The sequence below is a fragment of the Streptomyces sp. NPDC001549 genome (assembly GCF_042894025.1).
Taxonomy (GTDB): Bacteria; Actinomycetota; Actinomycetes; order Streptomycetales; family Streptomycetaceae; genus Streptomyces; species Streptomyces kutzneri.
In genome coordinates this window covers 24,767-47,691 of record NZ_JBIAVJ010000004.1, presented here as the reverse complement: position 1 = coordinate 47,691, position 22,925 = coordinate 24,767, and the positions used below count along the sequence as shown (strand labels likewise).

The 22,925-nt window shown below is 72.3% G+C and carries 19 protein-coding genes and 1 pseudogene; 4 read left to right on the top strand and 16 right to left on the bottom strand.

Features of this window, described 5'->3' with window-relative positions; all coding sequences use genetic code 11:
- Window positions 1–41: 41 nt before the first annotated feature.
- From ACFY04_RS08010 to ACFY04_RS07975, 8 genes are all read right to left on the bottom strand, one after another.
- Complete coding sequence (locus tag ACFY04_RS08010) at window positions 42–3,620, bottom strand: CDP-glycerol glycerophosphotransferase family protein (RefSeq protein ID WP_389114902.1); 3,579 nt, start codon at window positions 3,618–3,620, stop codon at window positions 42–44.
- Between the two features lie 195 nt (window positions 3,621–3,815).
- Window positions 3,816–4,190, bottom strand: a complete 375-nt coding sequence (locus tag ACFY04_RS08005) for a hypothetical protein (protein WP_389114901.1) — start codon at window positions 4,188–4,190, stop codon at window positions 3,816–3,818.
- A gap of 125 nt (window positions 4,191–4,315) precedes the next feature.
- A complete protein-coding gene (locus ACFY04_RS08000) occupies window positions 4,316–4,735 on the bottom strand; it encodes a roadblock/LC7 domain-containing protein (protein WP_301373166.1) in 420 nt (139 codons plus the stop codon).
- Between the two features lie 71 nt (window positions 4,736–4,806).
- Complete coding sequence (locus ACFY04_RS07995) at window positions 4,807–5,598, bottom strand: transcriptional regulator (RefSeq protein WP_389114899.1); 792 nt, start codon at window positions 5,596–5,598, stop codon at window positions 4,807–4,809.
- Window positions 5,595–6,035, bottom strand: coding sequence for a hypothetical protein (locus ACFY04_RS07990; protein ID WP_389114898.1), 441 nt, complete (start codon window positions 6,033–6,035; stop codon window positions 5,595–5,597). The genes ACFY04_RS07995 and ACFY04_RS07990 overlap by 4 nt, the downstream gene beginning before the upstream one ends.
- A gap of 160 nt (window positions 6,036–6,195) precedes the next feature.
- Window positions 6,196–6,438, bottom strand: coding sequence for a helix-turn-helix domain-containing protein (locus ACFY04_RS07985; RefSeq protein ID WP_389114896.1), 243 nt, complete (start codon window positions 6,436–6,438; stop codon window positions 6,196–6,198).
- Window positions 6,439–6,604: 166 nt separating this feature from the next.
- Entirely contained in the window at window positions 6,605–7,225 is a 621-nt protein-coding gene (locus tag ACFY04_RS07980; RefSeq protein WP_389114895.1) for a DUF6461 domain-containing protein, read from the bottom strand.
- 56 nt (window positions 7,226–7,281) lie between these two features.
- Window positions 7,282–7,845 (bottom strand): TetR/AcrR family transcriptional regulator, encoded by a 564-nt coding sequence (locus tag ACFY04_RS07975; protein WP_189742672.1) that lies wholly within the window; start codon window positions 7,843–7,845, stop codon window positions 7,282–7,284.
- Between the two features lie 129 nt (window positions 7,846–7,974).
- Between ACFY04_RS07975 and ACFY04_RS07970 the strand changes: the two genes are divergently transcribed.
- Window positions 7,975–9,255 carry a helix-turn-helix domain-containing protein gene (locus ACFY04_RS07970; protein WP_389114893.1) on the top strand — a complete coding sequence of 427 codons (1,281 nt, stop codon included), beginning with the start codon at window positions 7,975–7,977 and terminating at the stop codon, window positions 9,253–9,255.
- Here the strand turns inward: ACFY04_RS07970 and ACFY04_RS07965 are convergent.
- The 3 genes from ACFY04_RS07965 to ACFY04_RS07955 all read right to left on the bottom strand — a co-directional run bounded on the left by ACFY04_RS07965 (window position 9,173) and on the right by ACFY04_RS07955 (window position 13,934).
- Window positions 9,173–11,113, bottom strand: a complete 1,941-nt coding sequence (locus ACFY04_RS07965; RefSeq protein ID WP_389114892.1) for an APC family permease — start codon at window positions 11,111–11,113, stop codon at window positions 9,173–9,175. The genes ACFY04_RS07970 and ACFY04_RS07965 overlap by 83 nt on opposite strands.
- Window positions 11,114–11,228: 115 nt before the next feature.
- Window positions 11,229–11,684: a (2Fe-2S)-binding protein gene (locus tag ACFY04_RS07960; RefSeq protein ID WP_030723046.1), complete on the bottom strand. Its 456-nt coding sequence runs from the start codon at window positions 11,682–11,684 to the stop codon at window positions 11,229–11,231.
- A gap of 21 nt (window positions 11,685–11,705) precedes the next feature.
- Window positions 11,706–13,934 (bottom strand): molybdopterin cofactor-binding domain-containing protein, encoded by a 2,229-nt coding sequence (locus tag ACFY04_RS07955; RefSeq protein WP_389114890.1) that lies wholly within the window; start codon window positions 13,932–13,934, stop codon window positions 11,706–11,708.
- A 488-nt stretch (window positions 13,935–14,422) separates the two neighbouring features.
- Between ACFY04_RS07955 and ACFY04_RS07950 the strand changes: the two genes are divergently transcribed.
- Window positions 14,423–15,844, top strand: coding sequence for a PP2C family protein-serine/threonine phosphatase (locus ACFY04_RS07950; protein WP_389114888.1), 1,422 nt, complete (start codon window positions 14,423–14,425; stop codon window positions 15,842–15,844).
- A gap of 140 nt (window positions 15,845–15,984) precedes the next feature.
- Here ACFY04_RS07950 and ACFY04_RS07945 read toward each other — a convergent pair whose 3' ends face one another.
- Complete coding sequence (locus ACFY04_RS07945) at window positions 15,985–17,469, bottom strand: hypothetical protein (RefSeq protein WP_389114887.1); 1,485 nt, start codon at window positions 17,467–17,469, stop codon at window positions 15,985–15,987.
- Window positions 17,470–17,700: 231 nt separating this feature from the next.
- On the opposite strand from ACFY04_RS07945, the gene ACFY04_RS07940 reads away from it, so the two are divergent.
- Window positions 17,701–18,825 (top strand): aminoglycoside phosphotransferase family protein, encoded by a 1,125-nt coding sequence (locus tag ACFY04_RS07940; RefSeq protein WP_389114885.1) that lies wholly within the window; start codon window positions 17,701–17,703, stop codon window positions 18,823–18,825.
- A gap of 99 nt (window positions 18,826–18,924) precedes the next feature.
- On the opposite strand, the gene ACFY04_RS07935 is transcribed toward ACFY04_RS07940, so the two are convergent.
- A complete protein-coding gene (locus ACFY04_RS07935; RefSeq protein WP_389114883.1) occupies window positions 18,925–19,581 on the bottom strand; it encodes an ankyrin repeat domain-containing protein in 657 nt (218 codons plus the stop codon).
- Window positions 19,582–19,731: 150 nt separating this feature from the next.
- Here ACFY04_RS07935 and kstD point away from each other — a divergent pair, with 150 nt between their 5' ends.
- Window positions 19,732–21,525: a 3-oxosteroid 1-dehydrogenase gene (gene kstD / locus ACFY04_RS07930; RefSeq protein WP_389114881.1), complete on the top strand. Its 1,794-nt coding sequence runs from the start codon at window positions 19,732–19,734 to the stop codon at window positions 21,523–21,525.
- A 25-nt stretch (window positions 21,526–21,550) separates the two neighbouring features.
- On the opposite strand, the gene ACFY04_RS07925 is transcribed toward kstD, so the two are convergent.
- From ACFY04_RS07925 to ACFY04_RS07915, 3 genes and pseudogenes are all read right to left on the bottom strand, one after another.
- The gene (locus ACFY04_RS07925) at window positions 21,551–22,051 is read right to left on the bottom strand and encodes a hypothetical protein (RefSeq protein WP_030723069.1); all 501 of its coding nucleotides are present in this window, start codon (window positions 22,049–22,051) and stop codon (window positions 21,551–21,553) included.
- An 88-nt stretch (window positions 22,052–22,139) separates the two neighbouring features.
- Window positions 22,140–22,532 (bottom strand): hypothetical protein, encoded by a 393-nt coding sequence (locus tag ACFY04_RS07920; RefSeq protein WP_389115436.1) that lies wholly within the window; start codon window positions 22,530–22,532, stop codon window positions 22,140–22,142.
- A 21-nt stretch (window positions 22,533–22,553) separates the two neighbouring features.
- Window positions 22,554–22,903, bottom strand: a pseudogene (locus tag ACFY04_RS07915) (maleylpyruvate isomerase N-terminal domain-containing protein); the annotation flags it as partial.
- Window positions 22,904–22,925 lie beyond the last annotated feature (22 nt).

The following is a 22,925-nucleotide window of genomic DNA, read 5'->3' as shown; positions in this document are numbered from 1 at the left end:
CGGGGCCGGTCCGCATTCAGCCGGTAATTCGCCCGTTCGGCTTACTTGGCGGGCGCCGCGCCCATCGCGAGCATGCGCTCGACGACGCGCTCGGTGGCGTTGCCGTCGTCCAGGTCGCAGAACTCGGCGCGGAACGCCGCCCGCGCCTCGGCGTACTCCGCCCCGACCGCATCCGCGTTGCGCACGGCCTCGATCAGGCTCGCCGAGTCCTTCAGCAGCGGTCCCGGCGCCTTCGCCTCCAGGTCGAAGTTGAAGCCGCGCAGCGTGCCGCGGTAGTGCTCCAGGTCGTACGTGAAGAGCAGGATCGGCCGGTCGGTGTGCGCGAAGTCGAACATCGCGGAGGAGTAGTCCGAGATCAGCACGTCGGCGACCAGCAGCAGGTCGGCCGCGTCGGGCCAGCGGGACACGTCGACGACGAACCCGTCGCGGATGCCCTCGCGGACCTGCTCCGTCACGTGATGGTGGCCGCGGACCAGCAGGACGTGGTCCTCTCCCAGCTCGCGGCGGGCCCGGTCCAGGTCGATGCGCAGGTCGAGCTTGTAACCGCCCGACCAGCCCTCGCAGTTCTCGCGCCACGTGGGCATGTAGAGGACGACCTTCTTGCCCTCGGGCAGGCCGAGCCGCCGCCGGACCTCGGCGATCCGCTGCGCGTCGGGCCGCACCAGCGCGTCCGTACGCGGGCTGCCGGCCTCGATGACCTCGCCGTCGTAGCCGAGGGCGCGCTTGAGCAGGGGCGTGGCGTAGGAGCTCGGGGAGGCCAGCAGGGACCACTGGGCGCTGTCGTGCGCCAGCCCCTCCAGGATCTCCGGGCTCGTGTAGTAGTCGTGCACGAAGTCGTGACCGATCTGCTTGATCGGCGTGCCGTGCCACGTCTGTACGACGACCTGGCCGGTGCGGCGCTGGAAGCGCTGCGGCACGTTGTCGTTGGTCACGTAGTAGCGGGCGCGGGCCAGCACCTCCCACGACTCCACGCTGCCGTACTGCACGGCGCGGGCGGTCGCGGGGACCTCGGCACGGCCGTCGCGGACCAGCCAGATGTGCTCCAGCTTCTCGCCGCGGCGCACCAGTTCCTCGTGGATGGCGCGCGGCGAGTCGCCGGCGCCCTGCCCCTGGAAGGTGTCGTAGACGACGATGTCCTTGACCGGCAGGGCGCGCTGCGCCGGGTAGGTCTCGAAGCGGGCGACGCGCTGCGCGTAGTGGGAACGGTCGTGCGGGCTGATCAGCGGGTCGGCGACCAGCACCATGCGGTCGTGGAAGCGGGTCTCGACCCGCATCCGGCGGCCCTGCACGGTGAGCGGGTGCGGCCCGGCGAAGAGCAGGCCGGGGCCCATCTGTACGGGGGCGCCGCGGTCGACACCGAGCAGTCCGGCGGTGGTTCCGCCCTGGGCAGCCGGGCGCAGCGTCGGCCACCAGCGGCCCTCGGGGAGCGTGGTGCGGCCGGCGTACGCCTCGGGGAGCACGGGCTGGAAGACGGCCTCGAAGGTGTCGCCGTCGCGGGTGACGGGGTAGCTGAACTCCACGCCGTGCGCGTTGTGCAGGACGAACTCGTACGGCTCGTCGGTCGGCGCGACGAAGCGGCCCCGCAGGGTGAGGGTGCCGTCCTCGGCGGTGACCTCGTCGACCAGCGGCGGGGAGGGCTGTACCGAGAGGGTCAGGTGTCCGGTGTTGCCGCGCTTGGCGAAGAGGGAACGGTCCCCGTCCGCACCGGGCAGGGGCAGGACCAGGCCGTCGAATCCACCGCGCTCGTCGTGGACCATGCGGTGCTCGGTGCCGTCGGGGCCGATGACGGAGAGGCTCCAGGGCTCGGGGGCCCACTCGCCGGGCTCGCACTCGGCGTCGGATACGGCGGCCAGGTCGGCCAGCGGTACCCGGGCGGTGAACGAGGCCCGGTCGGCGCCGGACGCCGCGGTCTCCAGCGGGAAGGTGAGGACGGTGCCCGTGGTGACGTGGACGGCCTGCAGCGCGGTGGATCCGACAGCCTCGGCGGAGAGTTCACCGGTGATCTCGATGGCGTCGTCACCCGCGGCGTGGACGTCCAGGGCGCGGGCGCGGGCGATCTCCACCTGGATGGTGAGGGCGCCGGAGACGGCCGGGACGATCCGGACGTCGGGGGCGACCCAGTGCGGGGGCGGGTTCTGGCCGGTGTCGTTCTCGCCGCCCCGCAGGCGGGCGCGGTGCAGCCCCCCCGCCCCGGTGACGGCGATGGACGTGGTCCATATGCCCTGGTTCCACTTGCCGCCCGACTGGAAGATCGAGGGGTCGACGACGGCCGTGAAGCCGGCCCAGTCGGCGTGCCGCAGCGCGAGGTGCGGGGACTTCACCGTGGCCATCGGGGAGGCGACGGTACGGGTGCTGACGACGGAGCGGCGGCGCTTGTCCCCCTCACGGAAGACCAGCATCTTGCGGGACCCGAGGCGGCTCTCCGCACCGAGGTGGCCGGGGAGGGCGTAGCCGCGCAGCAGCAGCTTGCCGTCGGCCCAGACCGCCTGCTCCAGGCGGCTGACGACGCGGCGCTCGCGCGGGCCGAGGGTGAGGATTTTGGCCGGAACCGGCGGACGGCCCTGCAGGAAGGGGTAGTCCGCCTGCGGGCGGGCGAGACCCTTGACCGGCACGCTGTAGTTGTAGTCGCGCTGGTGGTGCTGGAGCGCGATGAAGTCCTCGACGCGGCCCTCGCCGGCGAGGTACGCCTTGAGCCGGTCGGCGACGGTCAGGTCGGACCAGGGGCCGGTGCCGATCTCGCGGACGAGACCGCCGACCTCCTTGACGAACGCGGCGCGGAAGTCGGGGCCGCCCTCGCCGACGTACTTGTAGATGAGCGGGAGTTCCTCGCTCAGCACGTTGTGGTCGTAGTCGCGCAGGTAACGGGCGTACTTGGCACCCTGCCTGGCCTTGAGGGACTCGCGGACCAGGCGTACGGACTTCACGCGGTCGATGAGGGAGATCGGGTCGGTGGAGCGCTGGGTGATGGAGCGCTCGCCGGTCTCGCGGACGCGCCAGTGGTAGACGCAGTCGCTGATGATGTCGACGCTGGAGGCGAAGTAGTGCGCGGGGATGCTGACCGGGGCGTCCTCGTAGAGGATGCCCTCCGGGTACTGGAAGCCGTGCCGGTCCCAGAAGCTGCGCCGGTAGACCTTGTTCCACGCGGTGCGGTCGGTGACCAGCGCCGGGAACTTCGAGATGTGGGTCTTCAGCTGGGTGCGGGCGAAGGCGGCCCGGTGTCCCCAGGACTGCTGCATGCCGACCGAGCGGAAGCGCTTCACGTTGCCGCCCGCGAAGTCCGAACCCGTCTCGTCCAGCGCCTCGATGAGCCGCTGGTAGGCGTAGTCGGGCATCGTGTCGTCACTGTCGACGAAGGCCAGGTATTCGCTGTCCTTGTCGGCGTGACGGGCTCCCACGTTGCGGGCCGCACCGAGGCCCGCGTTGTCCTGCATCACGACACGGAAGCGCTTGTCCTTGGCGGCGAACGCCTTGGCTATAACGGCGCTGGTGTCCGTGGACCCGTCATCCACGAGGATGACCTCGAAGTCTTCGAAGGTCTGGGATGCGATGGATTCCAGGCACTCGTCGAGGTAGAGCTCGACGTTGTAGACGGGGACGACGATGCTCAGGCGCGGCGGCATGGGTGGCGGTTTCTCCAGCGTTTTATGCTTTGTCGATGATCAGCTGCTCACAGCATCCTACTCTGTAACAGAGTCATAAACTCCACCCATATGGGGCATACGCAGCCAACCGCCAGGGCGGACGGCAAAGAATTCAGCCGTCCGCCACTTCGGCGATGCGGTTGGAGGCGGCCCGACCGTGCCCCGTAGGGCCGGTCAGACCTCCAGGTCTGCTTCGATCTTCTTCAGTTGATGCCGGGCCATCGCGAGGTTGGCCCGCCCCTTGTCGAGGGCCAGGTAGAGGAAGAAGCCCGTGGAACCGCGGGCCTTCATCAGCCGGATCAGGTGGTACTGGCTGCCGAGGGTGATGAGGATGTCCTCGATCTCGTCCTTGAGGCCGAGCATCTCCATCGTGCGGACCTTGGCGCGCACCACGTCCGTGTTGCCCGCCGCCGCGACCGCGAGGTCGAGGTCCTTGCCGCCCCCGATCGTGCCGAGGGCCATGCCACTGCCGTAGTCGACGAGCGCGGCACCGATCGCGCCTTCGATCGCGGTGGTGGCTTCCTTGAGTGCGGTCTCCACATTGACCATGAGAGGGTCCTCTTTCTCGTTTCACTGTGACTGGGATGTGAGGGGAATGTGACTGGCTGTAGCTGGGTGTAGCCGTGGCGGCACGCGCCGGACGCGTCAGGCCCTGCCGCCGGCCGGAACGCGAATCACCCGGGTGCGGCTCCGGGACCGCGTCGCCCGAGGGTGTGGTCGATCAGTTCCGCTATCCGGAGACTGGAGCGCCGGGCCTCGAGGTGGAGGCGCCCGACGTTGACGCGCGGTTCGGCGGTCAGGGTGAGGACCGCCGCCAGACCCGCCGCGTAGGTGGCGACGTATCCGTCCTCACCGCGCACGAGCAGTTCGCGGAAGGCGCCCTGTCCGGTGCAGTCGCTGAGCCGCTGGGCCACCCCGAGGGCGGCGGCGGTCAGCGCCGCGACGGACTCGGCCTCGGCTGCTGCGCTGTCCTGCGCGAGCACGAAGCCGTCGGCGCTCGCGGCGAGCGCACCGGTGAGCTGGGGTACCCGGGCCCGCAGCCTGCGGAGCTCGGCGAGTATCTCGGCCTCCGTCTCGGGGGGCACCGTACTCATGTCGGCCTTTCTCCTTTCGGGCTGCCTTCGCTCGGAGCGGTCGGCACGGAGGGCCGGTCGCAGCGGGAGCCTCACAGACTTGCCTCCAGTGCGTCGCGTAACCGGCGGAGCAGCGCCACGTCCGGGGATTGGGCCTCGGTCATCCAGTCGGGCAGGGGCGCCACGGCCGGTGGCGGGGCCGGGGTGTGCGGGGTCTCGACCAGTCCGGCCGCCGCGAGGCGCCGTACGTCGAGCAGGGTGTGGAAGGCGGGCCGGCCCAGGACCCATGCGAGGTCGGCCGGGGTGCGCAGGCCGTCGGCCTGGCCCAGCAGGGCCCGCTGCCGGGAGGTGATCGTCTGGCCCGGCGCGGCCGCCCGGGGTACGACCGGGGAGGTGTCCAGCAGGGGGTACGGCCAGACCGCGTCGAGCAGGTCCCGGCGGCGCCGGGTCTCCCGTTCGACGGCGGCGGCGGGAACGGAACGGACGGAGCCGATCCAGTGGGTGGCCCCGCGGCGGAAGCGGGAGGGCCCGCTGCCCGGGGAGAGTGCGAAGAAGGCGGCGTCGAATATGGCGGCGAGGTGGCATATCTCCAGCTCCCCGCCGGCGAGCCCGCCGCTGTCCACGAGGAAGCGGGCGACCTGGCGGCGGGCACCGGCCCGGTCCACGGCCTCGCGCCAGCGCTCGGGGGCGAGGCCGCCGCCGGTGGTGAGCAGTACGTCGAGACCGGGGGTGGCCGGGCTCTCCGCGTGCACGATGCGGCCGTCCTCCAGGAAGAGGGTGCCGCGGTCGCGGAGCAGGGCGCCGGTGGCGCGCTCCGCGGCGAGTCGGGTGAGAAGGGGGGAGACAGCGGCGTTCGCGGCCGTGGCGGTGGCCGGGGTGGTCATCTGAGTACCAGCCCCTCGGCCAGGGCACGGAGCCTGTGGCGCGCGAGGGCGAGATTGCCGTCGGCGCGGTCGAGCCACAGGTGCAGGAATACGCTGCTGTCGAAGCTCGTCTCGACGAAGCGCAGTACGTGGTATCCAGTGCGGGTGGTGACGATCAGATCCTCGACAGGCGGGCCGACCGGTAAGCCGGCGGACGAACCGGCGGAGGGAACGGCTCCGCCACCGTGTGCCGGGTCGGTCTCCGCCGGGGCGAAGGACTCGTACTCGGCTGCCGCCCGGGCCAGTTCGGCGGTCTCGGCGGCAGTGGTCTCGTGGTCGCCCACGGGCGACTCCCCCGCGGTGCCGAGGGCCAGTCCGCTGCTCCAGTCGACCAGCGCGGCCCCCCGCGCACCAGGCAGGGCCATGGCTTCGAGCAGGCATTCGTCGATCCCGGGCACGCGGGCTCCCCTCCCGGCCGGACGTGCTAGGTGCACGGTCGTACGGCGCAACAGGAGGGAACTTACTCAAGTTCCACTGCACGAAAGGGTGTTCTGGCATTTTCCGCTGGAACATGCCAGGAAGGGTGTAAGGGCTTGGCCGGAACGCGTCGATATTTGATCACGAAGCGAGCGGAAGATCGTCCGCGAGGCGGAACGACCCTCCCTCGCGCTGCACGTAGCCCTCGTGGCTGAGGGTGCGCAGCAGGTGATAGACGGTCGGCAGGGGGATCCCGGTGAGCCGGGCGAGCCTCTTGGCCGTCACCCCGCCCTCCGCGGACATCGCTTCCAGGAGGCGCAGTGCGCGCTGCACGGAGCCGATCAGGGTGGGTGTGGTGTCCTTCTGACTGTGGTCGGTGCCCATGACTAGTCCCCCTGCTCCGGTACGAGGCCTGGCAAACCCATCAAAGTGGCTCACCGGGCGCAAAACCAGCGGACTCGCGTAAACCTGAGCATAAGATCACCGCATCCCGGCGCGCCGGACCCCGGCCGGGTACCCCGGCCCGGGCCCCGGCCCGGGCCCCGGCCCGCTAGCGCGTGCAGGTCACGTACGCCGGGAGCGGGGTGTCCGCGATGAGGTGGCGCGGCAGGGACAGCCCGAAGCGGCGCTCCACGACGGCGAGGGTGTGGCGGTCGCGGTCCGCGTCCGTTTCGCCGGCCGGGCGGGCGCACGCGCCGTCCGGGGTGAGGATGCCGGCCGCGATCAGCTCCGGGAGCAGGAAGTCCGGCCGGTGCCCGCCGCGCCAGCATTCCTCGCCGAGGCCGAAGCAGCACACCAGTTCGCCGTCCCGGGCGTACGCGAACTGCTTGGGCGGGTGGTCGGGCTGCGGGTCGAGGTGGACGGCCTCCACACCGCCCCGGGAGACCTCGGCGAGCCGTTCCGCTCCGGCCGGCAGACCGTGTTCGACGGCGAAGGACCAGCCGCCCCACCTGCCGACCCGGGCCACGCCGTCGCCGTCCACGGTCTCGGTGACCATGCTCCAGGCGTCGAGCGCGCCCAGCGGCCCGGGGTGCACGCCCGGCAGCGCGCCGAGCCGCGCGGCGAGTTCGTCGGGGGCTATCCCCCGGGCGAAGGTCAGACCGGCGAACCACTGGTCCCAGTGGGCCAGCCACCGGATCCCGTCCGCCACGCCCTCTGCGATATCCGCCATGTCCGCACTCCCCACGGTTTGCCCACCCCGCCGGTGCTTGTTCACCGGCACGATAGTCAGTCCGCGGGCTTCTCCGGGAGGAGGCGCTCGACCATCGTCCGAATGAGCCCGTGCGCCGGGTGCGCCTCCAGCATGGCGGGCGCGGTCAGGTCGTCCACGATCAGACCGAGCATGGCCAGGTACATCAGGACCACGCCCTGCCGGTCCCCGGGCAGCCCCGCGTCCAGGTGCCACCTGATGTTGGCCTCCAGCTCCAGGCCCTGGAAGGACGCGAGCTCCGCCTGGAGTTCGGGGCGCCGGGTGCCCTCCAGCCGCAGCTCCAGCATGGCGATGTGCACACTGCGCTCGCGCCGCATCCGTTCCAGGAGCCGGGTGAGCAGGACCTCGGTGTCCAGCGGGCCGGCGAGGTCCGCCGGGTCCGGGACCAGCCGCTCCCGGGTGCGGTGCAGGATCTGTACGAGCAGCTGGGACCGGTTGGCGAAGTAGTTCGAGGCGGTGCCCGTGGGCACGCCCGCCTCGGCGTCCACCGCGCGCAGGGTCAGGCCGCGCGAGCCCTCGCGCGCCAGGACTTCGATGGCGGCGTCGAGCAGTGCGGCGCGGCGCTGCGGGTTCTGGCGCATGGGCGGGTCCCTGGGTGTGGGTGGGGCACATCGGGTGAGCACTGCAGGTGCAGTGATTCGCACACGGTAGCGGACGTGCCCGGTCCGGGCCCTCCCCACCGCCCCCTCCCCCGTGTCAGGCTGCGCGTCATGGAGCGGATCATCGAGGAGATACGCGAGGACCTGTCCCGCCGGATCGCCGTGGCGGCGGACCGGCTCGCCGACCGGACGCTGGCCGAGGACCCCGCCTACGCAGCCCTGCTGGGCCGGGCCGAGCTGCGCGAGCGGATCCACCACACCCTGCACCAGGCCGTCGAGGGGCTGCTCCGCAGCTCCCGGGGCCTGCCGGTGGAGCTCGCCGACGCCCGGGCCGTCGGCACGCTCCGTGCCGAGCAGGGGCTGCCGCTCACCTCCCTGCTGCGGACCAACCGCCGTGGCGGCCGGCTGCTCTGGCAGAGCCTCACGGAGGCCGTGACCGCGCACGACCGGGCGGCGCTGCCCCGGCTGCTGCCCGGCGCGGCCGTATTGTGGGACGTACTGGACCAGATGACGGACGCCATGACCGAGTCGTACCGCCGGACGGAGGCCGCGCACGCGGACCGGGACCGGGAGCGCCGGGCGGCCCTGCTGGACGTGCTGCTCGACGGCGCGGACGGGCCGTCGGCCGCCGCCGAAGCCGCCGCCGCGCAGCTGGGGCTGCCGGAGCGGGGCCGTTTCACGGTGGTCGTGCTGGCCGCCGACGCGGCCGGCATCCCGGTCGCCGCGGTCGCCCCGGTCGCGCCGGCCGGGGGGCCCGGAGCCGCCTCCGCTCCGCACGTGCTGTGGCGCATCCGCGCCGACGGGGAGCTCGGCCTGGTGGACCTGGGCCACCATCCGCTGGAGTCCGTACGGGAACTGCTCGCGCCCCTCGGGGTGCGGGCCGGGGTCGGCCCGGTCGTCGAGGCGCCGGCCGAGCTGGCCCGGGCGCGCCGGCTGGCCGCCCTCGCACTGCGCACCGCCCCCGAGTCCGAAGGCCCGCGCACCGCGCTGCTGGACGAACGGCTGCCGGCGGCGCTGGTCGCGGCCCAGGCCGAGCTCGCCGGGCGGCTGCGCCAGGTGGTGCTCGGGCCGGTGCTCGCGCTGCCCGCGGAGGACCGGCGGACGCTCCTGACCACCCTGGGCACCTGGCTGGCCTGCCGGGGCTCGACCACGGACGCCGCGCAGCGGCTGTACTGCCACCGCAACACCGTCTCCAACCGGCTGCGGCGCCTGGAGCGGCTCACCGGCCGCTCCCTGTCCGACCCCCGGCACGTGGTGGAGCTGGCGCTGGCGCACTCGGCGGTGCTGCAGCGCGCCGGGGCGGAACCCGCTACCCGCCGCGCCGCGCCGGATCCGCGGGCCTCGCGGACTCCAGGAGGTAGGGCACGTCGATCACCGCGACGCCCGGCGTGAAAAGCAGTCGCGCCTTCAGCCGCAGGGCGTTCTGGTTGTGCAGGGGCTGCTCCCACCAGTGGCCCACCACGTACTCGGGGATCACCACCGACAGCATGTCCGTACCGGAGCCGGCGGCCAGTTCCTCGACGTGGGCCAGGATCGGGCCCACCACCTCCCGGTACGGCGAGTGCAGGATCTTCAGGGGCAGGCCGGTGTCATGCTCGGCCCACGCCTCGCGCAGCCCGGTCGCCTCCTCCTCGTCCGCCGCGACGGTGACCGCCGTCAGGGTGTCCGGACGCAGCCCCTGCGCGTAGCCGATGGCCTTGAGCGTCGGGGCGTGCACGGCGGCGACCAGGACCAGGACGTGGTGGCGGGCGGGCCGGCGCGGGGCGGCGTCGGGAGCGATGGCGACCTGCCGGGCGACCTGGTCGTAGTGGCGGCGGACACCCTTCATGCCGAGGAAGAGCAGCGGCATGGCGATGACCACCAGCCAGGCGCCGTGGGTGAACTTGGTGAGCAGGACGATGACCAGGACCAGGGCGGTCAGGGTGGCGCCGACGGCGTTGATGGCGAGCCTGCGGTGGATGTGGATCCGCTCCTCGTGCGGGGTGGCGGGTGAGGCGAGCGTCTTCCTCCAGTGACGGACCATGCCCGACTGGGAGAGGGTGAAGGAGACGAAGACGCCGATGATGTAGAGCTGGATGAGGCGGGTCAGTTCGGCGTCGAAGGCCACGATGAGGGCGATGGCGGCGAGTGCGAGGAGTACGACGCCGTTGGAGTAGACGAGCCGGTCGCCGCGGTTGAAGAGCTGGCGGGGCGCGTACCGGTCCTTGGCCAGGATCGACGCGAGCATCGGGAAGCCGTTGAAGGCGGTGTTCGCGGCGAGGACCAGGACGCCCGCGGTGACGGCCTGGAGCAGGTAGAAGAGGAAGTGCCAGCTGCCGAAGGTGGCGCGGCCGATCTGGGCGAGGGCGGTGGAGGTCGCGGTGCCCGGGGGCAGGCCCAGTTCGGTGGGATCGGCCGCGACGTGCACCTGGTACGACATGGCCAGGGCGGTGATGCCGACGAACATCGTCACGGAGAGCACGCCCATCGCGGCGAGCGTGGTCGCGGCGTTCTTCGCCTTGGGCTTGCGGAAGGCGGGGACGCCGTTGCTGATGGCCTCGACGCCCGTGAGGGCGGTGCATCCGGAGGCGAAGGCGCGCATCGTGAGGAACACCAGGGCGAGTCCGGTGTAGGTGTCGACCGGGATGATCGGGAGGTCGGCGGACTCGGCGCGGATGGTGTCGCCGGTCCCGAGCCGTACGGCGGCGACGGCGAACATGAGGTAGATGACGAGGACGAAGCCGTAGGTCGGGATGGCGAAGACGCGGCCCGACTCCCGTACGCCGCGCAGGTTCATGAGGGTCAGCAGCACCACGAAGGCGACGGACAGGACCACTTCGTGGTCGCTGAGCGAGGGGACGGCCGAGGTGATGGCGGAGACGCCGGAGACGACGGAGACCGCGACGGTCATCATGTAGTCGACGAGCAGGGCGCTGGCGGCGGTGAGCGCGGCGGTCTGCCCGAGGTTCTCCGAGCTGACGACGTAGGCGCCGCCCCCGCCCGGGTAGGCGTGGCAGGTCTGCCGGTACGAGGCGACGACGACGACGAGCAGGAAGACGATGGCGGCGGCCGCGTACCAGGTGAGGTGCAGCAGGGTGACGCCGCCGAGGGCGAGGATCAGCAGGATCTCCTCGGTGGCGTAGGCCACGGAGGAGAGCGGGTCGCTGCAGAAGATCGGCAGGGCGAGTCTTTTGGGCAGCAGGGTCTCGCCCAGGCGGGAGGTGTCGAGGGGTTCGCCGACCAGCACGCGTTTCACATTGATACGCCTCATTCGGGCATGATCGTGCATTTGATCAATGAATCACCCCTTTTGAGGCTTGTGTCACCCGATCCCGGCAGCTGCGGCGCGATCGGGCACGGGGGAGGTCCCGGGATTCCTCCGCCACTCACATCTTGCGCGCCGCGCTGCGGATGGCCTCCCGGATGCGGAAGTAGGTGCCGCAGCGGCAGATGTTGGCGATGGCGTCGATGTCCTCGTCCGTGGGCTCGCTCGTGCGCTTCAGCAGGGCGACGGCGGCCATGATCTGGCCGGGCTGGCAGAAGCCGCACTGGGAGACGTCCTGTTCGAGCCATGCCTCCTGCACGGGGTGCAGGTCGTCCCCGTTCGCCAGGCCCTCGATGGTCGTCACCGTTCGGCCGGCGCACGCGGAGACGGGCACCACGCAGGGCCGGATGTCGGCTCCGTCCAGGTGGCTGGTGCAGGCCTTGCAGACGTCCACCCCGCAGCCGTACTTGGGGCCGCGGACGCCCAGCATGTCGCGGAGCACCCACAGCAGGGGCAGGTCGTCGGGTGCGTCCACGGTGACGCTCCGCCCGTTGACGGTGAAGGTGTGCGAGGGCACTGCGTACTCCTGGATCCGGGACTATCGGGGATAGGGGGTGAAGTCGACGTCGAAGTCGAGGGGGAAGCTGCGCGGTGTGGAACCGGTGGCCCTGGCCCAGGCGTTGGCGATCGCGCCGACCGCGGCGGGCACGCCGAGCTCGCCCGCGCCGCCCGGCTCCTCGCCGGTGGCCGGCAGCACGAAGACCCGTACGTCGCGCGGGGTGTCGCGCTGCCTGGCCCAGTGGAACTGGCTGTAGCTGCCCTCCAGCGGCAGCCCCTTGTCGAGGTGCAGCCCGGCGCGCAGGGTGGTGGAGATCGCGTCGGTGAGGCCGCCGATCATCTGGGCCTCCAGTCCGCGCGGATTGACCGGCAGGCCCACGTCCACGGCGATGACGGCCTTGGTGACGCGGACGTGGCCGGGGTCCCTCGTGTCGATCTCGACGAGGCAGGCGGTGCGGGACTTGTACTCCTCGTGGAAGGCGATGCCCTGCGCGCAACCGGCCTCCATCGGCCGTCCCCAGTTCCCCTCCTGGGCCACCTTGTCGAGTACGGCGCGCTGGGCGCCGGTCTTCAGGAAGGTGCGCCGGAACCGGTACGGGTCCCGGCCCGTCCGCGCGGCGAGTTCGTCGACCACGATCTCCTCGGCTCCGCGCGTGTTGGCGGAGTAGACCGAGCGCCAGGAGGCGGTGGGGATCCCGGTGGGCACCTCGGTGAGGGCCTGGGTGGTGAGTCCGAAGTGGTACGGGGACTTCACCGTGGTCAGGAAGAGGGTCTGGGCGAGGGTGGCGTTGCCGATGCCGAGCGGCAGACTGGCCGCGGTGGCGGTGATGATCTCGCCCAGACCGTGGCGGAAGTCGGTCTCGGCGGCGGCGACGCGGTGCTCGAAGCTGAGGACCTCGCCCAGCAGGTGGGTGGCGCGGATCTTGTGGTGGGTCGCGGGGCGCATCCGGCCGTGCCGGGTGTCGTCCACGCGGGTCCACATGAGCCGGACCGGGCGGCGGCAGGCCTTGGAGATACGGGCGGCCTCCAGGGCCGCGTCGAAGAAGAGCCGCCGGCCGAAGGAGCCGCCGGCCTGGACCACGTGCACCGTGACCTTGGACAGCGGCAGGCCCAGATCGGCGGCGATGGTCTCGCGTGCCACGATCGGGGACTTGAGGCCGGACCAGATCTCGGCCCGGTCCTCGCGCACGTCGGCGATGGCGGAATTGGTCTCCATCGGGGCGTGGCTGACGAAGGCGAAATCGAACTCGGCGTCCACGTACGGGGTCAGCAGGGGCGGGACCGGCAACGGCGGGGTGGCGGCGCGCAGCTTGGCGCGGATCCCGTCGTCGGACAGCTGGTCGGCCGGTCCGGGGCCCCAGGTGACCTGGAGGGCCGCCTTGGCGTCGATGGCCTGCCCGAAGGTCTCGGCGACGACGGCGACCCCGGTCGGGACGGTCACCACGTCCAGGACACCGGGCATGGCCCGGACGGCGGCGAGGTTGGTGACGGTGCGGACGGTGCCGCCGAGGGTGGGCGGGCGGCGCACGACGCAGGGCTTGGCGCCGGGCACGTCGAGGTCGAGGGTGTACTGCAGGGCGCCGGTGACCATGGCGCGGGCGTCGACACGGCCGGTCGGCTTGCCCACGAGGGTGTGCCCGGCCCGCTTCTTGGGGGTGGCGCCGAGGACGGTCAGGCCGGGGTCGGCGGCGGCCGCGGCGAGGGCGCCGTAGCCGGCGGTGCGGCCGTCGGGGGCGCGGACGGTGCCGCCGGAGGTGGTCAGCGAGCCCGGGGTCAGGCCCCAGCGGCGGGCGGCGGCCGCGACGAGACGGGCCCGGGCGGTGGCGGCGCACTGGCGGACCGGCCCGTAGAGGGAGCGGATGGAGTTGGAGGATCCGGTGAGCTGGTTGAAGAGCAGCTCGGGCCGGGCGTCGTCCAGCTCCACACGTACGTCGGCCAGTGGCGCGTCGAGTTCCTCCGCGACCAGCATGGCCACGGCGGTGGTGAGGCCCTGGCCGACCTCCTCGCGCGGCAGCCGGAAGCGGATGGTGCCGTCCGCCTCGACGGCGAGCGCCAGCAGGGCCGAGGTGGGTGCGCCGGCCAGGATGAACAGGTCACCCAGGTCGACCAGGTCGGCGATGGCCGGCAGGGAGGGCACCACGGCGTGGGCGGGCTGCGCGGCCAGCGTGTCGGCGCCGGCCCGGGTGACCAGGGCCAGGGTCGGCGCGGCCACGAGGCAGGTGAGGAAGGAGCGGCGGCTCTGCCCCGTGGCGTGGTTCTGCCCGGTCATGTCGTTGTGTGTCCCCACGCTGCGCGGGCCCGCCCGAGCAGACCTCCCCCGGCTTATTACCGGCACGTAGGGTAGCGGCCCGGCAGCGCTGTGGGAAGCCCTGATCACGCCGCGTCACCCACGGCGACATCACTCGTTCGGGGGTATCCCGGTGGCCCGCCTTGATCCGTTCCTTACGCAATTCCCGCGGCGGGGCGGGCTCGTACACCTCGGCCGTACGATCGAGCGGCGGGAGCCGGATGGCCTGATTCCGGCCGCCGTTCCCACAGCGGAACGACCCTCACCGGTGATGCCGTTGCGGTGCCCCGGAGTTCGCCTGACCGGATTCGTTCGCACGCCACGGACGGGTCGGAAGGCCTGCGGCATATACCAGAAGCAAGAACGTAGCGGATGTTGCCAAACGCCTTACACACCGTCGCGCCCTGTGCAACAGTCGTTACCGGTCCTTCCTTCAGACTTGGCCGTGCCGCGCCTGTATCGGAGTTCTCATGCCGTCCCACCTGTTCGCGGACCGTCCCGCGCAGCCGCCCGAGCCGGGGTCGGTGGACGCGCTGATCTCGCAGACCCGGCGGCTGCGGGGGGAAGTGGACGCGGTCCGCCGCGACACCGTCGTCGACGACGACGACGCCCAGGGCCGCTGGCAGCGCGCACTGTGCGATCTCGCCGTCCACCACCTCGACGACCTCCGCGAGCACCTCGACCAGCTCAAGGAGGGCCTGCCGCCGGCGCCCGAGACCGTCGGGCAGCCGCAGGCGGCGCCCGAGGCCGTGCCCGAGGCCCAGACCCGCGTCGGCAGCGCCGAGTGGAACCTGCTGACCGACGAGGTGAGTTGGTCCGACGAGCTGTTCCAGATCTTCGGCCGCTCACCCGAGTCCGGTGCGCTCCCCCTCGACGAACTGGGCTCGACCCTCTTCTCCGAAGACCAGTCGCTGCTCACCGCGTGGGTCACCGCCTGCCTGGTGGACGGCAGACCGATCGACGGCGAGTTCCGCATCGTCCGGGCCGACGGCCGGGTCCGGACCCTGCACATGAGGGGCGAGCCGGTACTCGACTCCGACGGCTGTACGGCCTCGATGTGGGCCGTGCTGCGGGACGTGAGTGAACTGCGCCGGAGCCAGCGCGCGGTGCGCGAGTCGCGTGACTCGCTGCAGCGCCAGCGGGAGATCGCGCAGACCGAGCGTCGGCTGGCGGTCGAGCTGCAGGAAGCCGTGCTCCCCCCGTGGCGCGGCTCCCTGCGGTTCCCGTACGGCAGCGCGGGCACGCTGGACGTGGCCGCGCACTACCTGCCCTCCGCGACCAGCGCGCTGATCGGCGGCGACTGGTACGACGCGCTCGAACTCCCCGACGGCTGCTCGATGCTGACGGTCGGTGACCTGACCGGACACGGGGTGACCGCCACCTCCGGGATGGCGATGATGCTGGGCGCCCTGCGCGGCATGGCCATGGCGGGCATCGAGCCCGGCCCGCTGATGGGCTGGCTCAACCAGCTCCTGGAGACCTCCGTGCAGCCGGCGCTCGGCTCGGCCGTGTGCTGCCGCTACGACCCCGAGCGCCGGGTCCTCTCCTGGGCGCAGGCGGGCCACCCGGCACCCCTGCTGTTCCGCCGCGGGTCGGGGCGCTCCCTGCTGCCGCCGGAGGGTGTCCTGCTGGGCGCGACCTCCGGAGCCTCCTACGGGCAGGCTGAGGAACGCCTCGAAGTGGGCGACCTGCTGGTCCTGCACACGGACGGGCTCACGCCGCGCAGCATCGAGTTCAGCCGGGCGGACGGGACCGAGCGGCTGCTGGCGCTCGCGCCGCGGTTCTCGGTGGCGCGGTCGGCGCAGGAGTGCGTGCGGATCGTGATCGAGGAGTTCGGCGAGAGCGAGCGCGAGGACGACGCCTGCATGCTCGTCGCCCGGGTCGGCGGGTAACGGGCTCCGGACCGCAAGGCTGTAGGGCTGGGGACAGGGCTGTAAGGGCTTCACGGCCGCGCCGGAAGGCGCGGCCTTTCTCGTCTCCGTGCGGGGTTTCGTGCAAGGCGTGCAGCGAACCGTGCGGGGCCTGCGTGGGACTACACCCCCGTACCGCGCGGCGCCGGGGCGTCGGGGAGGGCCAGCTTGATCTCCTGGCGCAGGTCCTCGATGCGCGCGTACCCGGAGTACTGGGCGGTGAGCCGGTACATCTCCCGCAGCCGGTCCCAGGTCCGGTGCGAGGAGGTCTCGTTCATCGAGACCAGGGCGAGGCGCGCGTACCGGTCGGCCTGCTCCGGCTCGTCGGCGATGAAGCAGGCCGAGGCCATGGAGATGTAGTCGAAGATCTGCGAGCGCTGGTAGCCCTCGCCGCGCAGCCGCAGGGCCTCCTTGGCGTGGCGCGCGGCGATCGGCGCCGCGGCGGCGTCGTGGTCCGCGAGGGTCCGGTAGGCGAGGGCCTGCATGCCGTGCAGGTCGGCCTCGTCGAAGTGCTGCATCCAGCTCGGCGGCGGCACGTCGCCCTTGTCGGAGATGAACAGCTCCTCCGCCTCGCCCAGGGTGCGCCGCATGGCCTGGCCCTTGCCCATGGCCGCCTGCGCCCAGGCCTCGATGGTGTGCAGCATGGCGCGCGTGCGCGGGAGGGTCTGCTCACCGGATCCCGACTGGGCGAGCTTCATCAGGTCCAGGGCCTCGTTCGGCTTGCCCAGGTGGACCATCTGCCGGGCGGCGCGGGACAGCGCCTCGCCCGCGCGCGGCCGGTCGCCGCCCTCGCGGGCCGCGTGCGCGGCGATGACGAAGTACTTCTGCGCCGTGGGTTCGAGCCCCACGTCGTGGGACATCCAGCCGGCGAGGACCGCCAGGTTGGCCGCCACCCCCCAGAGCCGCCGCTGGAGGTGGTCGGGGTGGTGGTAGGCGAGCATGCCGCCGACCTCGTTGAGCTGGCCGACGACGGCCTTGCGCTGGAGTCCGCCGCCTCTGGACGCGTCCCAGGCACGGAACACGTCCACGGAGCGCTCCAGGGCCTCGATCTCCTGGGAGCCGATCGGAGCGGCCTCGTAGCGGTCGTAGCCCGCTGGGTCGGCCTGGAAGGACTCCCCGAAGATCCGGGCCTCCGCCCGGGCGGGGTCGGTGTGCAGCCAGTCGTACATGGCGTTGCTGAGGGCGGAGCCGGCGGTGAGCACCGCTCCCGCGCCCATCAGACCGCGACGGTTGAGCATGAGGTCCATTCCCGTGAATTCGGTGAGGACCGCGGCTGTGCGTTCGGGCGCCCAGGGCATCCCGTCGGGGTTCTCACGAGCCCCGTCCGGCTGCCGTCTTGAGGTGCGCCGCTGCCGTACGAACCCGAGGTCCTCGATGGTCACGACACGACCGAGCCGCTCGGTGAACAGTGCTGCCAGTACCGTGGGCACCGGTTCGCGGGGGGCCTCCCCCATGTCGATCCAGCGCCGCACCCGCGAGGTGTCGGTGGCCAGCTGGGGGTGGCCCATGGCCGCCGCCTGCCTGTTCACCATCCTCGCCAGTTCGCCTTTCGACCAGCCGGCCAGGCCGAACAGGTCGTTCAAGCGGGTGTTTGGACCTTTGCTCACGTCAAGCCCCCAGGTTCTCGGCTGAGTTGACAGTAGCCCGCCGTCAGGTGCCCAGCGACTATTCGCCAGGCTTCGCCAGGGCACGCCCGATGGTTCGCCACCTTGCGCTCGGTGTCAGGTAGGAATGCGCCTCCCCGACCCGGTTCACCGGCGGAACTCCCCAGGGTGAAGTACGGGATCCGGCGGGGCGGCGTACGCAACTCGTCGGCGCACGAAGGGATCCGTATCACCATGTACGCAGCAACGTCCTCCGTGTCCGCACCGGTCCGGTCGCACCGCACGCTCCCGGCTGGCGGCGGCCCCTACCTCGAACCCGGCCGCCCGTCGGCTCCGGCGCAGGGCGCCGTCCGGGCGCGGCGGATGCCGGGTACCGGATCACTGCCCGTCAGCGGAAGAATCGACCTCTCGGGGCCGCAGGGGGCGCAGTTGCGCACCGCGCTCGCCTCGGTGCAGCGGATCTGTCCGGAGTTCGCCCCGGTGCAGGTACTACGGCGCAGCGGCCGTTCGGTCCTCCTGGTCGGCACCACCGGACGGATGACCGCCGTCGCGAAGGTTTTACTGGATCACTCGCCCGAGTGGCGTGAGCGCTACCGGCACGAAATAGCGGCATACCGGGCCTTCGTCCGGCACCGCCCACCGGTCCGGGTGCCGCGGCTGATCGCCGCCGACCCCGAGAACTGCACGCTCGTGGTGGAGCGGATGGCCGGCCGGGTCGCGGCACTGCAGCGGCACCCGGTGGAGCCGCCGCCGCGGGTGGACCTCCGGGCGGCCCTGGGCGCGGTGAGCCGGGTCAACCAGTGGCGTCCGCCGGCGGAGTTGTTCGGCACCCCGATGAACTACGCGCGGCGGATCGCCCGCGACTACGAGTTGGGCCTGCTGACCGATCGGGACCTCGGTGACCTGCAGAAGCTGCTGCACGGCGTGAAGCTGTCGGGCACGGCGCTGCAGTTCAACCACGGTGACGCCCTGCTGTCGAACCTGCTGCTGTCGCCGGCCGGTCCGGTCCTGCTCGACTGGGAGCACGCGGGCTGGTACCTGCCCGGGTACGACCTGGCCACGCTGTGGACGGTACTGGGCGACGCCCCGGCCGCCCGCGCCCAGATCAGCCGGCTCGCCCAGTCGGCCGGTCCGGCCGCGCGGGACGCCTTCCTCGTCAATCTGATGCTGGTGCTGACCCGGGAGATCCGGATGTCCGAGACGGCGGTGCAGCGCTCGATGCTCGCGACCGCCCCGGCCCAGTCGCTGCCGGTGGGCGCCCTGTCCTCCGGTGAGGAGCAGCGGCTGCTGCTCCGCCGCCTGCACGACGATGCAGGGATGGCGCGCCGAGCGGTCCGCGCGGCGGTCGGCACGCGCTGACCTCCGCCGGTCCATCCCCACCCCCCATGGTTGCCGAGCCCCGGGCCCCCGCCCGGGGCTCGGCAGTGTCCGCATCCGGGCAGGTGCGGGTCGCCCGGTTCAGACGAACCCCTGGGCGACCAGCTCGGTCGCCTCGGCGGTGATGCGGTGGCGTCGACCCGAGCCGCCGACGACGCGGCTGGAGCTCTCGGTGACGAGGCTGTCGCCGTCGAACCGGTAGCCGAAACCGCCGTACATGCCGGGGACGGGGAAGTACATGCGCGGCTCGGTGAGTTCGGTCAGGACGGACAGCAGCGGGAGTCTCAGACGGTGCCGGTCGGCGAGGCCGTGGCTGTCCGCCCGGATCAGCGCGTGGAACCGGCTTTCCAGCGCGGTCAGCGTCGGGAACGACAGCGGGTGGCGCACCACGGGCTGGAGCAGGGCCGACATGCCCTTGTGGCCACGGGCGAGGGCGATGTCGATGGCCCGCTCACCGGCTGCGGTAGGCAGGGTGCGCCAGGCGCCGCAGCCGACGAGTACGGCGGCGGCGTCCTGCGCGCCGTGCCAGGCAGCCTGGTGCAGCACGGTGAACCCGCTGGGGCCGCCCACGCGGGTCGCATTGACCCAGTCGGGGTTCTGCGCCAGCTGCTCGAACACCCGCGGCCAGTCGCCGTCGCGGGCGGCGTCCGCCAGCAATTCCCGTTGGGCCACGACGTCCTGGTGGTACACATCGCGGGTGGTGACACCGTCCCACCGCGTGCGCTCTGACTTCTCCATGCCCCGATCCTAGGGACGCCCGCCGCTGCAGCCCGGTGCCGGGTAGTCCGTATGCCTTGACATCACATGATCCCCCGAACACCTTTTCTGACTCAGCATCAGAAATGCTGGAGGCACTTCCCCTCCTCCCCACACCGCTGGAGCCTGCCCATGTCCGCAAGCGCTTCACGCACCAACCCCGCCCCGCTCCCGTCCAGACGTGCGGTCCTCGCCGGTACGGGGGCCGGGGTGCTCGCCGCCACCGTGCTGCCGTCCGCCGCCGCCCGGGCCGACGGCGCCCAGGACGGGCCCCCGCTCGGCGAGTACGACGTCGTCGTGGTCGGGTCCGGGGCCGCCGGGATGACCGCCGCACTCACCGCCGCCGAGCGCGGGCTGAGTGTGCTGGTGGTGGAGAAGGCCCCGACCTTCGGCGGATCGGCCGCCCGGTCCGGAGCCGGTATCTGGCTGCCCAACAATTCGGTGATCCTGGGTGCGGGGGTGCCGGACACCCCGCAGAAGGCCGCGACGTACCTCGCGGCCGTCGTCGGGCCCGAGGTGCCGGCCGACCGGCAGGCCGCGTTCCTCGCCAATGGGCCGCGGATGCTGGACTTCGTGATGGCCAACAGCCCGCTGAGGTTCCGCTTCATGGAGGGGTACAGCGACTACTACCCCAACCTGCCGGGCGGACTGCCGAACGGCCGCTCCATCGAGCCGGACCAGATCGACGGGAACATCCTGGGCGCGGAACTGGCCCGCCTGAACCAGGCGTACATGCCGGTCCCGGCCGGGATGGTGGTCTTCAGTCAGGACTACAAGTGGCTGAACCTGGCAGCGGTGAGCGCGAAGGGGCTCGCCGTGTCCACCGAGTGCCTGGCGCGCGGCACGAAGGCGGCGCTGCGCGGCGAGAAGCCGCTGACGATGGGCCAGGCCCTGGCGGCCGGACTGCGCGCGGGGCTCCAGCGGGCCGGGGTTCCGGTGTGGCTGAACAGCCCACTGGTGGACCTGGTCCAGGAGGGCGGCGCCGTCACCGGCGTGGTGGTGGAGCAGGCCGGCGTACGGGGCACCGTACGGGCCCGGCGCGGGGTGGTCATCGGCTCGGGCGGGTTCGAGCACAACGCGGCGATGCGGGCGCAGTACCAGCAGCAGCCGATCGGCACCCAGTGGTCGGTGGGCGCGAAGGAGAACACCGGCGACGGGATCCGGGCCGGGCAGCGGGCCGGGGCCTCGCTGGCGCTGATGGAGGACGCGTGGTGGGGGCCGTCGATCCCGCTGCCCGGGGAGCCGTACTTCTGCCTCGCCGAACGGACCCTGCCGGGCGGGCTGATCGTGAACGCGAACGGCGCGCGGTTCGTCAACGAGGCGGCGCCGTACAGCGATGTGGTGCACGTGATGTACGAGAAGGACCGGGGCGCGGCCGACTCGCACATCCCGGCCTGGCTGATCGTGGATCAGAACTACCGCAACAGGTACCTGTTCAAGGACATCCTGCCGACGCTCCCCTTCCCGGACGCGTGGTACCAGGCGGGCGCGGCGAAGAAGGCGTGGACCTGGGACGCGCTGGCCGGTCAGATCGGGGTCCCGGCGGCGGCGCTGCGGGCGACGCTGGGCCGGTTCAACGCGCAGGCGTGGAGCGGCAACGACGCCGACTTCCACCGGGGCGACACGGCGTACGACCACTACTACACGGACCCGAACGTGCACCCGAACTCGTGTCTGGCACCCGTCTGGGTCCCGCCGTTCTACGCGTTCAAGATCGTGCCGGGGGACCTCGGTACGAAGGGCGGCATCGTCACCGACACCCGGGCGCGGGCCCTGCGCCCGGACGGCTCGGTGATCCCGGGCCTGTACGCGGCCGGCAACGCGAGCGCGGCGGTGATGGGCCACAGCTACGCGGGGGCCGGATCGACGATCGGCCCCGCGATGACCTTCGGCTACGTGGCGGCGAACGCCATCGCGGACGCGTGACGCCCGCGCCGGGGGATGCGGACGGTCAGCCCTGCTGGAAGAGCTCGGCGGGGAGCGGCTTCAGGAGCGCGTAGAGGTCATCGGTGATCGGGCGGTCCCAGCTGGCAATGGTGACCAGCACGTTGTCACTGCGGTCGAACTGGACGCAGGAGATGCGGGACTCCGACAGCTTGATCTTCCGGACGATGAGGAGGTTGTCGCCCTGCATGACGGGGCAGTCCTCGACGCCGGTGACCTCGACGTCCTCGTCGTTCTCCAGCGCGTCGAGGAGCTGGGCCACCTCGAAGGGGATCTGGCCGTCGGTGAGGTCCCGGGCCGGGGAGCCCTCCGGGAGGTTCCCGATGATCATCGCGGGGCCGCGTCCGCCGAACAGGTCGTAGCGGAGGAAGACACCCTGGCAGCTGCCGTCGGGCGCGGGCAGCAGCCCGGCCCCGAGATTGCCCGGCCAGTCCCCCGGGTCCATGGCCAGGACATCGAAGTCCGGGCCGGCGGGTGTGGCGGCGCGGTGGCGGCGGAGGAAGGACATGCCGCCATGGTACGTGGCCGCGCGAGTTTTCCGGCCCGGGGGCCCGCATCCGGGGACCTGTCCGGGCCGGGCCCGCAGGCCCGGCCCGTCAGACCGGGGGGACGAGCGTGAACCAGTACGGGAGCAGGGCGGCGTCGCCGGTGACGCGCAGGGCGGTGGGCGGGAGGCGGCGCCAGAGGAACAGGGCGAGGTCGGAGGCGGTGCCGCAGGCCTCGACGTCCGCCGGGCCGGTGGCACCGGGCTCCAGCAGGACCTGGTCACCCGAGAGGACGACCGTCCAGGATTCCGGACCGTCCGTACGCCGGAAGCGGTACCTCTCCCCCGTGCCCGGCGGTGCCTGCTGCCAGCCGCGGCGGGCCGGGGCCATCACCTCGATCGTCTGGGTCACGGCGTCCGCGGCCATGTCGGGGTCGAGGCGGCCCGGGGTGCCGGTCGCGGATTCGGCGTCCCAGCGGTGCACGGCCAGCTCGATCAGCTGCATCCGGAGCCAGAATCCCGTGGTCTGCTCCGCCGACCAGGTCCAGACCGCCGTGTCCGGTCCCAGCTCGTGGAAGAGCTCCGCCAGCGCTCCCGGGCGCCCTGCGCGAACCAGTCGGTCAGCGCGTCCGGGGCGCCGGGGACCTCGGGGAGGGTGAGGCCCGCGGGGTCGGGCGGGGCCGTGAGCCGTTCGCGCAGGACGTGCGCGAGGTAGCGGTGGACTCCGCCCAGGTGCCGGACGAGGTCGGTGACCGTCCAGCCGGGGCACGCGGGGACCGCGGGCACCGGCTCTCCGAGGTCGAACGCCCGGCGCACCGCCTTCTCGAACGCCGCCGTCTCGGTCCGGAAGGGGGCGAGTCTCTCGATGTGATCCATGGAATCCACCCTGCCCACCGGG

Bases quoted from the DNA above. Each gene is read 5' to 3' on its own strand.
- ACFY04_RS07925 (WP_030723069.1), bottom strand. From the start codon at position 22,051: ATGTCCTTCCTCCGCCGCCACCGCGCCGCCACACCCGCCGGCCCGGAC.
- ACFY04_RS07940 (WP_389114885.1), top strand. From the start codon at position 17,701: ATGTACGCAGCAACGTCCTCCGTGTCCGCACCGGTCCGGTCGCACCGC.
- ACFY04_RS08005 (WP_389114901.1), bottom strand. From the start codon at position 4,190: ATGGTCAATGTGGAGACCGCACTCAAGGAAGCCACCACCGCGATCGAA.
- ACFY04_RS08000 (WP_301373166.1), bottom strand. From the start codon at position 4,735: ATGAGTACGGTGCCCCCCGAGACGGAGGCCGAGATACTCGCCGAGCTC.
- ACFY04_RS07980 (WP_389114895.1), bottom strand. From the start codon at position 7,225: ATGGCGGATATCGCAGAGGGCGTGGCGGACGGGATCCGGTGGCTGGCC.
- ACFY04_RS07975 (WP_189742672.1), bottom strand. From the start codon at position 7,845: ATGCGCCAGAACCCGCAGCGCCGCGCCGCACTGCTCGACGCCGCCATC.
- ACFY04_RS07920 (WP_389115436.1), bottom strand. From the start codon at position 22,532: ATGCAGCTGATCGAGCTGGCCGTGCACCGCTGGGACGCCGAATCCGCG.
- ACFY04_RS07955 (WP_389114890.1), bottom strand. From the start codon at position 13,934: ATGACCGGGCAGAACCACGCCACGGGGCAGAGCCGCCGCTCCTTCCTC.
- ACFY04_RS07935 (WP_389114883.1), bottom strand. From the start codon at position 19,581: ATGGAGAAGTCAGAGCGCACGCGGTGGGACGGTGTCACCACCCGCGAT.
- kstD (WP_389114881.1), top strand. From the start codon at position 19,732: ATGTCCGCAAGCGCTTCACGCACCAACCCCGCCCCGCTCCCGTCCAGA.
- ACFY04_RS07950 (WP_389114888.1), top strand. From the start codon at position 14,423: ATGCCGTCCCACCTGTTCGCGGACCGTCCCGCGCAGCCGCCCGAGCCG.
- ACFY04_RS07985 (WP_389114896.1), bottom strand. From the start codon at position 6,438: ATGGGCACCGACCACAGTCAGAAGGACACCACACCCACCCTGATCGGC.
- ACFY04_RS07970 (WP_389114893.1), top strand. From the start codon at position 7,975: ATGGAGCGGATCATCGAGGAGATACGCGAGGACCTGTCCCGCCGGATC.
- ACFY04_RS07995 (WP_389114899.1), bottom strand. From the start codon at position 5,598: ATGACCACCCCGGCCACCGCCACGGCCGCGAACGCCGCTGTCTCCCCC.
- ACFY04_RS08010 (WP_389114902.1), bottom strand. From the start codon at position 3,620: ATGCCGCCGCGCCTGAGCATCGTCGTCCCCGTCTACAACGTCGAGCTC.
- ACFY04_RS07965 (WP_389114892.1), bottom strand. From the start codon at position 11,113: ATGAGGCGTATCAATGTGAAACGCGTGCTGGTCGGCGAACCCCTCGAC.